The sequence below is a fragment of the Streptomyces sp. NPDC018947 genome (genome assembly GCF_044390505.1).
Classification (GTDB): domain Bacteria; phylum Actinomycetota; class Actinomycetes; order Streptomycetales; family Streptomycetaceae; genus Streptomyces.
This window is the reverse complement of the sequence record NZ_JBIRZD010000014.1, coordinates 125,514-140,777: the sequence shown is the minus strand read 5'-3', so window position 1 is coordinate 140,777 and position 15,264 is coordinate 125,514. Positions and strand designations below refer to the sequence as shown.

14 protein-coding genes are annotated in these 15,264 nt (G+C 71.9%); 12 read left to right on the top strand and 2 right to left on the bottom strand.

Going from position 1 to position 15,264, the window contains the following annotated elements; translation table 11 throughout:
* Nucleotides 1-45 precede the first annotated feature (45 nt).
* On the bottom strand, nt 46-1,707 hold the full coding sequence (locus ACH499_RS25420; protein ID WP_399018532.1) for a hypothetical protein: 1,662 nt from the start codon (nt 1,705-1,707) through the stop codon (nt 46-48).
* A 218-nt stretch (nt 1,708-1,925) separates the two neighbouring features.
* Nucleotides 1,926-4,124 (bottom strand): elongation factor G-like protein EF-G2, encoded by a 2,199-nt coding sequence (locus ACH499_RS25415; protein ID WP_356199396.1) that lies wholly within the window; start codon nt 4,122-4,124, stop codon nt 1,926-1,928.
* Nucleotides 4,125-4,302: 178 nt separating this feature from the next.
* On the opposite strand from ACH499_RS25415, the gene pgsA reads away from it, so the two are divergent.
* The 12 genes from pgsA (at nt 4,303) to secD (ending at nt 15,264) form a co-directional block, all read left to right on the top strand.
* Complete coding sequence (gene pgsA / locus ACH499_RS25410) at nt 4,303-5,028, top strand: phosphatidylinositol phosphate synthase (protein ID WP_356199563.1); 726 nt, start codon at nt 4,303-4,305, stop codon at nt 5,026-5,028.
* Nucleotides 5,025-5,972: a phosphatidylinositol mannoside acyltransferase gene (locus ACH499_RS25405; RefSeq protein WP_399018530.1), complete on the top strand. Its 948-nt coding sequence runs from the start codon at nt 5,025-5,027 to the stop codon at nt 5,970-5,972. Before pgsA ends, ACH499_RS25405 begins: the two co-directional genes overlap by 4 nt.
* Nucleotides 5,969-7,135 carry a glycosyltransferase family 4 protein gene (locus ACH499_RS25400; protein ID WP_356199393.1) on the top strand — a complete coding sequence of 389 codons (1,167 nt, stop codon included), beginning with the start codon at nt 5,969-5,971 and terminating at the stop codon, nt 7,133-7,135. The genes ACH499_RS25405 and ACH499_RS25400 overlap by 4 nt, the downstream gene beginning before the upstream one ends.
* 139 nt (nt 7,136-7,274) lie before the next feature.
* Nucleotides 7,275-7,817: a hypothetical protein gene (locus tag ACH499_RS25395; RefSeq protein WP_399018527.1), complete on the top strand. Its 543-nt coding sequence runs from the start codon at nt 7,275-7,277 to the stop codon at nt 7,815-7,817.
* Nucleotides 7,818-7,953: 136 nt separating this feature from the next.
* Nucleotides 7,954-8,865 carry a pyridoxal 5'-phosphate synthase lyase subunit PdxS gene (gene pdxS, locus ACH499_RS25390; RefSeq protein WP_356199390.1) on the top strand — a complete coding sequence of 304 codons (912 nt, stop codon included), beginning with the start codon at nt 7,954-7,956 and terminating at the stop codon, nt 8,863-8,865.
* 19 nt (nt 8,866-8,884) lie between these two features.
* The gene (gene pdxT, locus ACH499_RS25385) at nt 8,885-9,493 is read left to right on the top strand and encodes a pyridoxal 5'-phosphate synthase glutaminase subunit PdxT (protein WP_356199388.1); all 609 of its coding nucleotides are present in this window, start codon (nt 8,885-8,887) and stop codon (nt 9,491-9,493) included.
* 47 nt (nt 9,494-9,540) lie between these two features.
* Nucleotides 9,541-10,293 (top strand): YebC/PmpR family DNA-binding transcriptional regulator, encoded by a 753-nt coding sequence (locus ACH499_RS25380; protein ID WP_356199386.1) that lies wholly within the window; start codon nt 9,541-9,543, stop codon nt 10,291-10,293.
* Between the two features lie 118 nt (nt 10,294-10,411).
* On the top strand, nt 10,412-10,978 hold the full coding sequence (gene ruvC / locus ACH499_RS25375; protein WP_399018524.1) for a crossover junction endodeoxyribonuclease RuvC: 567 nt from the start codon (nt 10,412-10,414) through the stop codon (nt 10,976-10,978).
* Nucleotides 10,975-11,580, top strand: a complete 606-nt coding sequence (gene ruvA / locus ACH499_RS25370; protein WP_356199382.1) for a Holliday junction branch migration protein RuvA — start codon at nt 10,975-10,977, stop codon at nt 11,578-11,580. The genes ruvC and ruvA overlap by 4 nt, the downstream gene beginning before the upstream one ends.
* 27 nt (nt 11,581-11,607) lie before the next feature.
* Entirely contained in the window at nt 11,608-12,681 is a 1,074-nt protein-coding gene (gene ruvB, locus ACH499_RS25365; RefSeq protein ID WP_399018522.1) for a Holliday junction branch migration DNA helicase RuvB, read from the top strand.
* A 175-nt stretch (nt 12,682-12,856) separates the two neighbouring features.
* Entirely contained in the window at nt 12,857-13,351 is a 495-nt protein-coding gene (gene yajC / locus ACH499_RS25360) for a preprotein translocase subunit YajC (RefSeq protein ID WP_399018520.1), read from the top strand.
* Between the two features lie 131 nt (nt 13,352-13,482).
* Complete coding sequence (gene secD, locus ACH499_RS25355) at nt 13,483-15,264, top strand: protein translocase subunit SecD (protein WP_399018518.1); 1,782 nt, start codon at nt 13,483-13,485, stop codon at nt 15,262-15,264.

Below are 15,264 nucleotides of genomic sequence, written 5' to 3'. Positions count from 1 at the left end.
CCGGCTCGCGCCGAGCCGCCGGCCCCCGGCCGAACCGCCGGAGGTCTACGCGTCGTACACGTCGGCCTTCCGCGGCGAGGGATCCTGCACCGCCGTGCTGAGGAAGGCCGACCGCGCGCCGAACTTCTCCGTGTCGACGCCGTTCTCCTCCAGCACCTTGATCGCCGCCGAGTGCACCACCCGCAGCACCGGCGTCGCCGCCCGCAGCGCGTCGTCGGCCATGAAGCGGTGCCGCCACGGCTGGTCCGCCCACGCGTGCCGCAGACCGAAGGGCTCGGGCAGGCCGATCGTGCCGCCCAGCCAGTTCAGCAGCGGCGGGTACCAGGTGAGCGGGGCACGCACCGCGAGCCGCACCACCTCGTTGGCGGTGACCAGCGGGAGCATCACCTTGCGGGTCTCCCACGGCTTGAACGACTTGGCGACCTCCTTGGAGGGCGCCTCCGGCTTGGTCGTGAACAACGAGTTGACCGGGCCCAGGGCGTGACCGGTCACCTCGATGCGCAGCGTGGAGTGCAGCACGGTCACCGTGATCATCATCGTGATGACCAACTGGCCGTCCCACAGCGTCCACTGCACGCCCAGGTAGTGCCGGTCGCCGGCGCCGAACTGCTGCTTGTTGCAGATCTCCTGGACCGCGTGCGGCTTGACCTGGTATGCCTCGACGTCCGTGCCCTCCGGGCGCGACACCGCGCTCGCGTTCTCCCCGATCGGCGTGACGATCCAGTGCCGTATGGAGGGCTTCGTGAAGCCGCCCGTGTTCAGCGGGCCGCGCTCCAGCAGGCTGAGCTGGTCGTGGATGGAGCGTATGACGTCCCAGCTCCGGAACGGGTGGATCTCGCGGCTGGGGTCGGCGGGCACCAGCTCCTCGGCGAGCTGCCAGCTCCCCCAGCGGGTGCCCATGCCGAGGATGCCCTTGGGGCCGGCGTAGAAGACCGAGTTGGACTGCTGCTCGGCGCCGAGCCTGGCCAGGGACTGGCGGAGCTGCTCGGCCGCGGTCTCGTTCGGGTTGCTGGGCACGGCCTCGGGGACCTTGGCGCCGACGCCGCTGCCGGACAGCAGGCCGTCCCAGCGCTCACGCAGCTCCCTGGCCGTGCTCTCGCAGATCCGCTTCGCCGCGTACCAGCCGACGACCGGCATCACGACCGAGGCGCGCGCGTACCAGGCCCAGAAGCCGGAGAACGGCATCTTGATCAGGAACAGCACCGCCAGCGCGGCGATCGCCACGAGCACGGCGGTGCCGAGGGCCCTGGCCTGCTTGTTCTCCGCCTTGGCGACGGTGGTGCGGATCTGGAAGCCGAGCAGCCAGACCAGCGTGCCGGGCAGGAACAGCACACCGCACACCAGGCTGATCATGGTCAGCTTGTTGTCGCGGGCCTTGCGGATGCCGTTGGCGGCCAGGCAGTGCTCGACGACCACCTGGGGCTCGGCCCCGAAGGACTGGATGAGGGGCTTGCGGTCACCGCCGAGCATGCGGTCGGCGACCGCGCGGGAGAAGGCCTCGCCGAGATTGGGGCGGAAGATCGTCGCCCAGGAGCGGCCCGCGTTGACGGTCGTTTTGTGCCACTCGTTGTCGGCCTTCTTTATCTCCTCCACCGGGTTGTCCCGGTAGGCGGCCGAGGCCAGCGCGAAGGTGGCCGTCTGCCCCCCGTCGTCCGTACGCGGAACCTGCGGTCCGAAGAAGTCCGCGTAACCGCCGTCAACGGCCATTCCCGCCCCCGATCGCCACCACTGTCGCTCCTGCGGCCTTCCCGACTTCCCTGCCCCGCACACCTGTTGATCAGGTCATCAGCGTATCCGCCGTCACCGGCGTGCGTCACGGGACGGCCAAAGGCGCCCCAGCGTACGCGGGTTGACCCCCTGGTGCGCCGTCGCGCGCCGGGTGGGAGCCTCCGGCGCGGGGGCGGCCCGCGCCGGGGCAAGCGCCGTCAGGACGCCGCGCGCACCTCCTCGCGCAGGCGTTCCGCGACCTGGGACGGCATCGGTTCGTGCCGCGCGTAGCTGCGGTCGAAGCGCGCGGTGCCGTGGGACAGGGAGCGCAGGTCCACCGCGTACCGGCCGATCTCGATCTCGGGCACCTCGGCCCGGATCAGGGTCCGTCCGCCGCTGGTCTGCTCGGTGCCCAGCAGCCGGCCGCGCCGGCCCGACAGGTCGCTCATCACCGGGCCCACGTACTCGTCACCGACCAGCACGCTCACCTCGGCCACCGGCTCCAGCAGGTGGATCTTCGCGTCGGCGGCGGCCTCCCGCAGCGCCAGCGCGCCGGCCGTCTGGAAGGCGGCGTCGGAGGAGTCCACCGAGTGCGCCTTGCCGTCCAGCAGCGTGACGCGCACGTCGATCAGCGGATGGCCGGAGGCGACGCCCCTGGCCGCCTGGGCCCGCACGCCCTTCTCGACCGACGGGATGAACTGCCGGGGAACCGCGCCGCCGACCACCTTGTCCACGAACTCGATGCCCGAGCCGCCCGGCAACGGCTCCACCTCGATCTCGCAGATGGCGTACTGCCCGTGCCCGCCGGACTGCTTGACGTGCCGCCCGCGCCCGGTCGCCCGGCTCCCGAACGTCTCCCGCAGGGCCACCTGGTGCGGTACGACGTCGACCTGGACGCCGTACCGGCTGCGCAGCCGCTCCAGGGCGACGTCCGCGTGGGCCTCGCCCAGGCACCACAGGACCACCTGGCGGGTGTCCTGGTTCTGCTCCAGCCGCATCGTGGGGTCCTCGGCGACGAGCCGGGCGAGGCCCTGGGAGAGCTTGTCCTCGTCGGGTTTGCTGTGCGCCTGGATGGCGAGCGGCAGCAGCGGGTCGGGCATCTCCCACGGCGCCATCAGCAGAGGGTCCTCCCTGGCCGACAGGGTGTCCCCGGTCTCGGCGCGGCTCAGCTTGGCCACGCACGCCAGGTCGCCAGCGATCACGTGGGTGACCGGCCGCTGGAGCTTGCCGAACGGTGTCGACAGGGCGCCGATCCGCTCGTCGACGTCGTGGTCCTCGTGGCCGCGGTCGGCCAGTCCGTGCCCGGAGACGTGCACCGTCTGGTCGGCGCGCAGGGTGCCGGAGAACACGCGGACGAGGGAGATCCGGCCGACGTACGGGTCGGAGGACGTCTTGACGACCTCCGCGACCAGCGACTCGTCCGGGTCGCACATCCGCAGCTCGCGCGGGGTGCCGTCGAGCGTGGTCACCCGGGGCGCCTCGCGTTCCAGCGGCGTGGGGAAGCCGCGCGTGACCAGCTCCAGCAGCTCCACCGTGCCCAGTCCCTGCCGGGCGCCCTCGGCGGCGGGGGCGGCGGCCAGGACGGGGAAGAAGGCGCCGCGCGCGACGGCCCGCTCCAGGTCCTGGATCAGCGTCTTGACGTCGACCTGCTCGCCGCCCAGGTAGCGGTCCATGAGGGTCTCGTCCTCGCTCTCGGCGATGATCCCCTCGATCAGCCGGTCGCGCGCCGCCTCGATCAGCGGCAACTGGTCCCCGACCGGCTCGGACTCCTCGCGCACGCCGGAGGAGTAGTCGAACAGCCGCTGCGTGAGCAGCCCCATCAGGCCCGTCACGGGCTCGTGGCCGTCGGGCGCCCGCGGGCCGCGCAGCGGCAGGTAGAGCGGAAGCACCGCGTCGGGGTCGTCGGCGCCGAACGCGTCCGCGCAGATCCGGGTCATCTCCTCGAAGTCCGCCCGGGCCGCCTCCAGGTGCGTCACCACGATCGCCCGCGGCATGCCGACGGCCGCGCACTCGTCCCACACCATGCGGGTCGAGCCGTCCACCCCGTCGGAGGCCGAGACGACGAAGAGGGCCGCGTCCGCGGCGCGCAGACCGGCCCTGAGCTCACCGACGAAGTCGGCGTATCCGGGGGTGTCCAGCAGGTTGACCTTGATGCCGTCCCATTCCACCGGCACCAGGGAGAGTTGTACCGAGCGCTGCTGGCGGTGCTCGATCTCGTCGTAGTCCGAGACGCAGCCGCCGTCCTCCACGCGGCCCGCCCGGTTCACGGCTCCCGCGGTCAGCGCGAGGGCCTCCACCAGAGTCGTCTTGCCCGATCCGGAGTGGCCGACCAGCACCACATTCCGTACGGACGCGGGATGGTCGGCCGCCGTTGCCCTGCCGGCGGCTCCGGGGTGGGTATGTGCCTTGTCGCCCATGTCCTTGCCTCCCGTGCACGGTGAGGTCGTGTGGGCGCGGACTCGCGGACCGCGTGCAGTGGCGGCTCCGGCGACGCCCGCGGTCCTTCGAGACTCCCACTCCCGTCACGCCGCGTCCATACGGAAGCAGAGGGCGGTGCGGGTGCCCGTCCGCCGCACGGGCCCGTGCGTGACTACGATGGGCCAGCCGGTGGCCAGCAAGGGCCGCGCGGCCACACCGACCGTCGGGAAGGCCATGCTGAACAAGTACGCGCGTGCATTTTTTACGCGTGTCCTCACACCGTTCGCCGCGTTTCTCATCCGCCGGGGCGTCAGCCCCGACACGGTCACGCTCATCGGCACCGCCGGAGTGGTCGCGGGTGCGCTGGTCTTCTACCCCATGGGCGAGTTCTTCTGGGGCACGGTCGTGATCACGCTGTTCGTGTTCTCCGACCTCGTCGACGGCAACATGGCCCGTCAGCTCGGCCGCTCCAGCCGCTGGGGCGCCTTCCTGGACTCCACCCTCGACCGGGTCGCCGACGGCGCGATCTTCGGCGGCTTCGCGCTCTGGTACGCCGGCCGGGGCGACGACAACGTCCTGTGCGCCGTGTCGATCTTCTGCCTGGCCAGCGGGCAGGTGGTGTCGTACACCAAGGCGCGCGGCGAGTCGATCGGTCTGCCGGTCGCCGTCAACGGGCTGGTGGAGCGCGCCGAGCGGCTGGTGATCTCCCTGGTCGCGGCCGGTTTCGCGGGGCTGCACAAGTTCGGTGTGCCCGGCATCCAGTACCTGCTGCCGGTCGCCCTGTGGATCGTCGCCGTCGGCAGCCTCGTCACGCTGGTTCAGCGCGTCGTCACGGTCCGCCGGGAGTCGGCCGAGGCGGACGCCGCCGCGCAGCGCGGCCAGGACACCGAGGCGGCGAAGTGAGCGTCCGGGAGCGGCTGACCGACGGCCTCTACGGCGCCGGCTGGAGCACGGTCAAGAAGCTCCCCGAGCCGGTCGCCGCGCGGCTCGGCCGGACCGTCGCGGACCTCGCCTGGAAGCAGCGCGGGGCGGGGGTCCGGCGGCTGGAGAGCAACTACGCGCGCGTGGTGCCCGACGCGGGCCCGGAGCGGCTCGCCGAGCTCTCGCGCGCCGGCATGCGCTCGTACCTGCGCTACTGGATGGAGTCCTTCCGGCTGCCCGCCTGGAGTGCCGAGCGCGTCAGGTCCGGCTTCGCCCCCAAGGACCTGCACCACCTGACCGAGGGCATGGACGCGGGCAAGGGCGTGGTACTCGCCCTGCCGCACCTGGCCAACTGGGACCTCGCCGGCGCCTGGGTCACCACCGAACTGGGCATCCCGTTCACCACCGTCGCCGAGCGCCTCAAGCCGGAGACCCTCTACGACCGCTTCGTCGCCTACCGCGAGAGCCTCGGCATGGAGGTCCTGCCGCACAGCGGCGGCACCGCCTTCGGCACCCTGGCCCGGCGGCTGCGGGACGGCGGACTGGTCTGCCTGGTCGCCGACCGCGACCTGTCCGCCTCCGGCGTGGAGGTCGGCTTCTTCGGCGAGACGGCCCGGATGCCGGCCGGCCCCGCCCTGCTCGCCCAGCAGACCGGCGCGCGACTGCTGCCGGTGACCCTCTGGTACGACGACTCGCCGGTCATGCGAGGCCGGGTGCACCCGCCGGTCGAGGTGCCCGCGTCGGGCACCCGGAGCGAGAAGACGTCCGTCATGACACAGGCGCTGGCCGACGCCTTCGCCACCGGCATCGCCGACCACCCGGAGGACTGGCACATGCTCCAGCGGCTCTGGCTGAAGGACCTCGACCCGGCCAGGGCACCCGGGGCTTCCGGGTCCTCCGAGGCCACCGGGCGGGACGCCTCGTGAGGATCGGCATCGTCTGCCCGTACTCGTGGGACGTGCCGGGCGGCGTCCAGTTCCACATCCGCGACCTCGCCGAGTACTTCCTCCGCCTCGGCCACGAGGTGTCCGTCCTCGCCCCCGCCGACGACGACACCCCGCTGCCGCCGTACGTCGTCTCGGCCGGGCGCGCGGTGCCGGTGCCGTACAACGGCTCGGTGGCCCGGCTGAACTTCGGCTTCCTGTCGGCGGCGCGGGTACGGCGCTGGCTGCACGAGGGCGCGTTCGACGTCATCCACATCCACGAGCCGACCTCGCCCTCGCTGGGCCTGCTGACCTGCTGGGCGGCGCAGGGTCCCATCGTGGCGACCTTCCACACCTCCAACCCGCGCTCGCGGGCGATGATCGCCGCGTACGCCATCCTCCAGGCGGCCCTGGAGAAGATCAGCGCCCGGATCGCGGTGAGCGAGTACGCCCGCCGCACGCTCGTCGAGCACCTGGGCGGGGACGCGGTGGTGATCCCCAACGGCGTCGACGTCGGCTTCTTCGCGGACGCCGAGCCGAGGCCCGAGTGGCAGGGCGACACCATCGGCTTCATCGGGCGCATCGACGAACCCCGCAAGGGGCTGCCCGTCCTGATGGGCGCCCTGCCGAAGATCCTCGCGGAGCGCCCCGGGACCCGCCTGCTGGTCGCCGGGCGCGGTGACGAGAAGGAGGCGGTGGCGTCGCTGCCCGCCGAGCTGCGCTCCCGGGTGGAGTTCCTCGGCATGATCAGCGACGAGGACAAGGCCCGCTTCCTGCGCAGCGTCGACCTGTACGTGGCGCCCAACACCGGCGGCGAGAGCTTCGGCATCATCCTCGTCGAGGCCATGTCGGCGGGCGCCCCGGTGCTCGCCTCCGACCTGGACGCCTTCGCCCAGGTCCTCGACCAGGGCGCGGCCGGCGAGCTGTTCCCCAACGAGGACGCCGACGCGCTGGCCGAGGCGGCGGTGCGGCTGCTGGCCGACCCGGACCGCCGGGCCGAACTGCGGGAGCGGGGCAGCGCTCACGTGCGGCGCTTCGACTGGTCGACGGTCGGCGCGGACATCATGTCCGTCTACGAGACGGTGACGGCGGGCGCGGCGGCGGTGGCGGCGGACGAGCGGGCCACCGGGCTGCGCGCGAGGTTCGGCCTGGCGGCGAAGGACTGAACGCCGGTTCGCGCACGGCCCGTCCCGGGCGTGAGGACGGGGCCGTCCGGGCGACGGGCTTGCGGGGGCGCGGACCCCGGTGGCCGCCACCGCCGGGCAGCGCCCGACCCGGCGGAGTACCCCCGTAGGCTTGCCGTCCGTGACCCCAACCCTCATCTGGATCCTGGTCGTCCTCGTCGCGATCGGCCTGTACCTGAGCTGGACGGCGGGCCGGCTGGACCGGCTGCACGCCCGGATCGACGCCGCCCGTGCCGCGCTCGACGCCCAGTTGCTGCGCAGGGCCTCCGTGGCCCAGGAACTCGCGACCTCGGGCGTGCTCGACCCCGCCGCCTCGATCGTCCTGTACGAGGCCGCGCACGCCGCGCGGCAGGCCGAGGAGGAGCAGCGGGAGGTCGCCGAGAGCGAGCTGAGCCAGGCGCTGCGGGCCGTGTTCGAGGACGCCCGGCAGGTCGAGGCGGTGCGCGAGGCGCCCGGGGGAGAGGCCGCGGCCGGCGAACTGACGGAGGCGGTCCGCAAGGTGCCGATGGCCCGTCGCTTCCACAACGACGCCGTGGGGGCCGCCCGCCGGCTGCGCGAGCACCGCAAGGTGCGCTGGTTCCGGCTGGCCGGACACGCCGCCTTCCCGCTGGCGTTCGAGATGGACGACGAGCCGCCGCCCGCCCTGGTCGAGCGGGCCTCCTGACCGGGCCGCCGGGCCGTCATCCACCGCCGTGGCCCAAAAGGATCCACCGGCTGCCCATTGGCCCTTGCTGTGGCCTGGTCCGATCACGTTTCCTCAGTGCTGCAGAAACCCCCTTTTCTCCACCAGTGAGGTACCCGTGTCCAGCACGTTCTCCGAAAACCAGGCCCCCGAGACCGGCACCGCCCGCGTGAAGCGCGGCATGGCGGAGCAGCTCAAGGGCGGCGTGATCATGGACGTCGTCACGCCGGAGCAGGCGAAGATCGCGGAGGACGCGGGCGCCGTCGCCGTCATGGCCCTGGAGCGGGTCCCGGCCGACATCCGCAAGGACGGCGGCGTGGCCCGCATGTCCGACCCGGACATGATCGAGGGCATCATCAACGCGGTGTCCATCCCCGTGATGGCCAAGTCCCGCATCGGCCACTTCGTCGAGGCCCAGGTCCTCCAGTCCCTCGGCGTCGACTACATCGACGAGTCCGAGGTCCTCACCCCGGCCGACGAGGTCAACCACTCCGACAAGTGGGCCTTCACCACCCCCTTCGTCTGCGGCGCCACCAACCTCGGCGAGGCCCTGCGCCGCATCGCCGAGGGTGCCGCCATGATCCGCTCCAAGGGCGAGGCCGGCACCGGCAACGTGGTCGAGGCCGTCCGCCACCTGCGCCAGATCAAGAACGAGATCGCCCGCCTGCGCGGCTACGACAACAACGAGCTGTACGCCGCCGCCAAGGAACTGCGCGCCCCCTACGAGCTGGTCAAGGAGGTCGCCGAGCTGGGCAAGCTCCCGGTGGTCCTCTTCTCCGCCGGCGGCGTGGCCACCCCGGCGGACGCCGCGCTGATGCGCCAGCTCGGCGCCGAGGGCGTCTTCGTCGGCTCCGGCATCTTCAAGTCCGGCGACCCCGCCAAGCGCGCCGCGGCCATCGTGAAGGCGACCACCTTCTACGACGACCCGAAGATCATCGCGGACGCGTCCCGCAACCTCGGCGAGGCCATGGTCGGCATCAACTGCGACACCCTCCCCGAGACCGAGCGCTACGCCAACCGCGGCTGGTAGGACGAGGGACACCGAAGACATGAGCGACACCCCCGTCATCGGCGTCCTGGCCCTCCAGGGTGACGTACGGGAGCACCTCGTCGCCCTGGCCGCGGCCGACGCCGTGGCCAGGCCGGTCAGGCGCCCCGAGGAACTCGCCGAGGTCGACGGCCTCGTCCTGCCCGGCGGCGAGTCCACCACCATCTCCAAACTGGCCGTCCTGTTCGGCCTGATGGAGCCCCTCCGCGCGCGCGTGCGCGACGGCATGCCCGTCTACGGCACCTGCGCCGGCATGATCCTGCTGGCCGACAAGATCCTCGACCCGCGCTCGGGCCAGGAGACCGTCGGCGGCATCGACATGATCGTGCGCCGCAACGCCTTCGGGCGGCAGAACGAGTCCTTCGAAGCGGCCGTCGGCGTCGAGGGCGTCGAGGGCGGTCCCGTCGAGGGCGTCTTCATCCGGGCCCCCTGGGTGGAGTCCGTGGGCGCCGCCGCCGAGGTGCTCGCCGAGCACGACGGCCACATCGTCGCGGTCCGCCAGGGCAACGCGCTGGCCACGTCGTTCCACCCGGAGCTGACCGGGGACCACCGCGTCCACGCCCTCTTCGCCGACATGGTGCGCGCGAACGGGGCGGCGGAGTCCTTGTAGGATTCCTGCGTTCGTTCAAAGACGGGTTACGCGAAGGAGACAGGCAGATGTCCGGCCACTCTAAATGGGCCACGACGAAGCACAAGAAGGCCGTCATCGATGCCAAGCGCGGCAAGCTCTTCGCGAAGCTGATCAAGAACATCGAAGTCGCGGCCCGCATGGGCGGTGCCGACATCGACGGCAACCCGACGCTCTACGACGCCATCCAGAAGGCGAAGAAGCAGTCGGTGCCGAACAAGAACATCGACTCCGCGGTCAAGCGCGGCGCCGGCCTGGAGGCCGGTGGTGCCGACTACGAGACGATCATGTACGAGGGTTACGGCCCCAACGGTGTCGCGGTGCTCATCGAGTGCCTCACCGACAACCGCAACCGCGCCGCCTCTGACGTCCGCGTCGCCATGACCCGCAACGGCGGCTCCATGGCGGACCCGGGCTCGGTCTCCTACCTGTTCAACCGCAAGGGCGTCGTGATCGTCCCCAAGGGCGAGCTGACCGAGGACGACGTGCTCGGCGCGGTCCTGGACGCGGGCGCCGAGGAGGTCAACGACCTCGGCGAGACCTTCGAGGTCATCAGCGAGGCCACCGACCTGGTCGCGGTCCGCACCGCCCTCCAGGACGCCGGCATCGACTACGAGTCGGCCGACGCCAACTTCGTGCCGACCATGCAGGTCGAGCTGGACGAGGACGGCGCGCGGAAGATCTTCAAGCTGATCGACGCCCTGGAGGACAGCGACGACGTGCAGAACGTCTTCGCCAACTTCGACGTCAGCGACGAGATCATGGAGAAGGTCGACGCGTAGGCGCCGGCGAGCGCACAGCGGCATCCGGCGGGCCGGAGGGACACGTCCCCCGGCCCGCCGCCGTTGTCGGTGGCACCCGATAGCCTGCACAAACAGGTGATCGACGGGAGGGTGTGGCGTGCGCGTACTGGGGGTGGACCCGGGACTGACCCGCTGCGGGATCGGTGTCGTGGAGGGCGTCGCGGGCCGGCCGCTGACCATGCTCGGCGTCGGAGTCGTCCGCACCCCCGCCGACGCCGACCTCGGCCGGCGCCTCGTCGCCGTCGAGCAGGGCATCGAGCAGTGGCTGGACGAGCACCGGCCGGAGTTCGTCGCCGTGGAGCGCGTCTTCAGCCAGCACAACGTGCGCACCGTGATGGGCACCGCCCAGGCCAGCGCCGTCGCCATCCTGTGCGCCTCCCGCCGCGGCATCCCGGTCGCCCTGCACACCCCGAGCGAGGTCAAGGCCGCCGTCACCGGCAGCGGACGGGCCGACAAGGCCCAGGTGGGCGCCATGGTGACCCGCCTGCTGCGGCTCGCCGCGCCGCCCAGGCCCGCCGACGCCGCCGACGCGCTCGCCCTCGCCATCTGCCACATCTGGCGCGCCCCCGCGCAGAACCGGCTCCAGCAGGCCGTCGCACAGCACACCACCCACGCCACCCGGGCTCCGCGAGCCCCGCACGCACCGAAAGGCCGAACGGCATGATCGCCTTCGTCAGCGGCACGGTCGCCGCCCTCGCCCCCGACACCGCGGTGGTCGAGGTCGGCGGTGTCGGCATGGCCGTGCAGTGCACGCCGAACACGCTCTCCGCCCTCCGGGTCGGCCAGGCCGCGAAACTGGCCACCTCCCTCGTCGTCCGCGAGGACTCCCTGACCCTGTACGGGTTCGCCGACGACGACGAACGCCAGGTCTTCGAGCTGCTCCAGACCGCCAGCGGCGTCGGCCCCCGCCTGGCGCAGGCGATGCTCGCCGTGCACAGCCCCGACGCGCTGCGCAGAGCCGTCTCCACCGGCGACGAGAAGGCGCTGACCGCCGTCCCCGGCATCGGCAAGAAGGGCGCCCAGAAGCTGCTGCTGGAGCTGAAGGACCGCCTCGGCGCACCCGTCGGGGCCCCCGCCGTCGGCGCACCGGTGAGCACCGGATGGCGCGACCAGCTCCACGCCGCCCTGATCGGCCTCGGGTACGCGACCCGCGAGGCCGACGAGGCCGTCTCCGCCGTGGCGCCCCAGGCGGAAGCCGCTGGGGGCACGCCCCAGGTGGGGCAGTTGCTCAAGGCCGCCCTGCAGACACTGAACCGCGCCCGATAGTCCGTAGCGAGAGCCGAGGCACACCTCATGAACTGGGACGACACGACCGACACCGAAGCCGCGGGCGAACGGCTGGTGGACTCTGTCGCCGACGGCGAGGACCAGGCCGTCGAGGCGGCCCTGCGCCCCAAGGACCTGGGCGAGTTCATCGGCCAGGAGAAGGTCCGCGAGCAGCTCGACCTCGTCCTGCGCGCCGCCCGCGCACGCGGGGCCACCGCCGACCACGTCCTGCTCTCCGGCGCGCCCGGCCTCGGCAAGACCACCCTCTCCATGATCATCGCGGCCGAGATGGGCGCCCCCATCCGCATCACCTCCGGCCCCGCCATCCAGCACGCCGGGGACCTCGCCGCGATCCTCTCCTCCCTCCAGGAGGGCGAGGTGCTCTTCCTCGACGAGATCCACCGCATGTCCCGGCCCGCCGAGGAGATGCTGTACATGGCGATGGAGGACTTCCGCGTCGACGTCATCGTCGGCAAGGGCCCCGGCGCCACCGCCATCCCGCTGGAGCTTCCCCCCTTCACCCTGGTCGGCGCCACCACCCGCGCCGGACTGCTGCCGCCCCCGCTGCGCGACCGCTTCGGCTTCACCGCGCACATGGAGTTCTACGGGCCGGCCGAGCTGGAGCGCGTCGTCCACCGCTCGGCGGGCCTGCTCGACGTCGGGATCGACACCGCCGGCGCAGCCGAGATCGCCGGTCGCTCCCGCGGCACCCCCCGTATCGCCAACCGCCTGCTGCGCCGGGTCCGCGACTACGCCCAGGTCAAGGCCGACGGCCTGATCACCCAGGAGATCGCCGCCGCGGCCCTCGCCGTCTACGAGGTCGACGCCCGCGGACTGGACCGCCTCGACCGGGCCGTGCTGGAGGCCCTGCTCAAGCTGTTCGGCGGCGGCCCCGTCGGCCTGTCCACGCTCGCCGTCGCCGTTGGTGAGGAACGTGAGACGGTGGAAGAGGTCGCCGAGCCGTTCCTCGTACGGGAGGGGCTTCTCGCCCGCACCCCGCGCGGACGGGTCGCGACCCCCGCCGCATGGGCGCACCTCGGCCTCACCCCGCCGCGTTCGCAGACCTCCGGAAACGGACAACAGGACTTGTTCGGGGCGTGACGACGCCGTCACGAAGAGGACATTCGCCGGAGCAGGAACCCCGGTGCCATGCTGAGCGTTGTTCCATGCGCGCGGACTCGCTTAGACTCCGCCGATGCCGCCCCCGTCGGCGGCGCACACACCCCCAACCATCAGGCCGCTCAGCATCGCGGTCGTGTGAAGGAAGTACCGACCCGTGAGTCTCGTGACCCTCCTCCCGTTCATCGTGCTCATCGGGGCCATGTTCCTGATGACCCGGTCGGCGAAGAAGAAGCAGCAGCAGGCCGCCGACATGCGGAACCAGATGCAGCCCGGTTCCGGTGTCCGCACCATCGGGGGCATGTACGCCACGGTCAAGGAGGTCAGCGAGGACACGGTCCTCCTCGACGCCGGCCCGGGCGTCGAGCTGCTCTTCGCCAAGAACTCCATCGGTGCCGTGCTGACCGACGACGAGTACAACCGCATCGTCCACGGCATCGAGCACGACCTGAAGTCCGACGCCGACATCGTCCCGGACGACGCCTCCTCCCTCACCGAGACCGACGCCTCCGCCGCCGACGACTCCGACGACACCCCCGTCGACCTCGGCAAGAAGGATGCGGCCGACGAGCCGAAGGCCGACGCCGCGCCCGCCGAGGCGACGACGGACGAGCAGCCGAAGAAGTCCGACGGCGGCTCCGCGGCCAAGTAGCCGAGTCCTCCCGGGGTGCGCGGATCGTTCCCGCGCACCCCGCGACCGCGGCACGCGCGGATCCCCACACCATGTGATGGCCGCCGGTGCGCCGACCCGGCGCGAAGCGGCTCGAGAGGGAGTACGAACAGGTGGTAGCGCCTAAAAAGGGAAAGAACGCGAGCGCCCAAAGCAAGCCCGGGCGCTCGCTGGCCCTGATCGTGATCGTCATTGCGGCGCTCACAGGAGGCATGTTCGCCTCCGGACACACGACTCCGCGTCTCGGGATCGACCTGGCGGGCGGCACCAGCATCACGCTCAGGGCGGTGCCGGAGGCGGGCCAGGAGTCCGCGATCAACAAGACGAACATGGACACCGCAGTTGACATCATGAACAACCGTGTCAACGGTCTGGGTGTCTCCGAGGCCGAGGTTCAGACCCAGGGCGACCGGAACATCATCGTCAACATCCCCAAGGGTACGAACTCCAAGGAAGCCCGGGCCCAGGTCGGCACCACCGCCAAGCTCTACTTCCGCCCGGTCCTCACCACCGAACTCTCCGGTGGCGCCGCGACGGACAGCCCCGCCCCGAGCGCATCCGACAGCGCCGGCGACAAGGCCACCGACAGCGCCACGGACAAGGCCACCGACCCGGACAAGGCCACCGGCACCGACAAGGCCGCCTCGCCGTCCGCGTCCGCCACCTCCCAGGGCCGCGCGGCCTCCGACGCGCTGAAGGCCGACCCCAGCCCCTCCGCGTCCGGCAAGCCCTCCGGCGACGCCTCCCCGTCCCCGAGCGCGAGCGCCTCCGGCGACGACGCGACCGCCAAGCTCCAGGCCCAGTACGCGGCCCTCGACTGCACCGACAAGGCCGCCCGCGCCAAGGCCGGCGACGGCGCCAAGCCCGGTGACTCCACGGTGGCCTGCGGCCAGAACTCGCAGGGCCAGTGGCAGAAGTACATCCTCGGCCCCGCCGCGGTCGACGGCACCGACGTCGACAAGGCCCAGGCCGTCTTCAACACCCAGACGGCCGCCGGTTGGACCGTCACGATGAAGTTCACGAACGAGGGCTCCAAGAAGTTCGCGGACATCACCGGCAAGCTGGCCCAGAACCAGTCCCCGCAGAACCAGTTTGCCATCGTCCTGGACAACGAGGTCGTCTCCGACCCGTATGTCAGCCAGGCCCTGACCGGCGGCAACGCGGAGATCTCCGGCAGCTTCGACCAGGAGGAGGCCCAGAGCCTCGCCAACATGCTGTCCTACGGCGCCCTGCCGCTGACCTTCAAGGAGGACAGCGTCACCACCGTCACCGCCGCGCTCGGCGGTGAGCAGCTCCAGGCCGGTCTGATCGCCGGCGCCATCGGACTCGCCCTGGTCGTCCTCTACCTGCTGGTCTACTACCGCGGCCTGTCGTTCATCGCCATCGCCTCGCTGCTGGTCTCCGCGAGCCTCACGTACGTGATCATGTCGCTGCTCGGCCCGACCATCGGCTTCGCGCTGAACCTGCCGGCCGTGTGCGGCGCCATCGTCGCCATCGGCATCACCGCGGACTCGTTCATCGTCTTCTTCGAACGCGTCCGCGACGAGATCCGTGAGGGCCGCTCGCTGCGCCCCGCGGTCGAACGGGGCTGGCCGCGCGCCCGGCGCACCATCCTGGTCTCCGACTTCGTGTCCTTCCTGGCCGCCGCGGTGCTCTTCATCGTCACCGTCGGCAAGGTCCAGGGCTTCGCGTTCACGCTGGGCCTGACCACCCTGCTCGACGTGGTGGTGGTGTTCCTCTTCACCAAGCCGCTGCTCCAGCTCATGGCCCGCCGCAAGTTCTTCGCGAGCGGCCACAAGTGGTCCGGGCTCGACCCGAAGGCCCTGGGTGCCAAGCCGCCGCTGCGCCGCACCCGCCGTCCGTCCGCCGGCCCCGTCGACCCGAAGGAGGCGTGA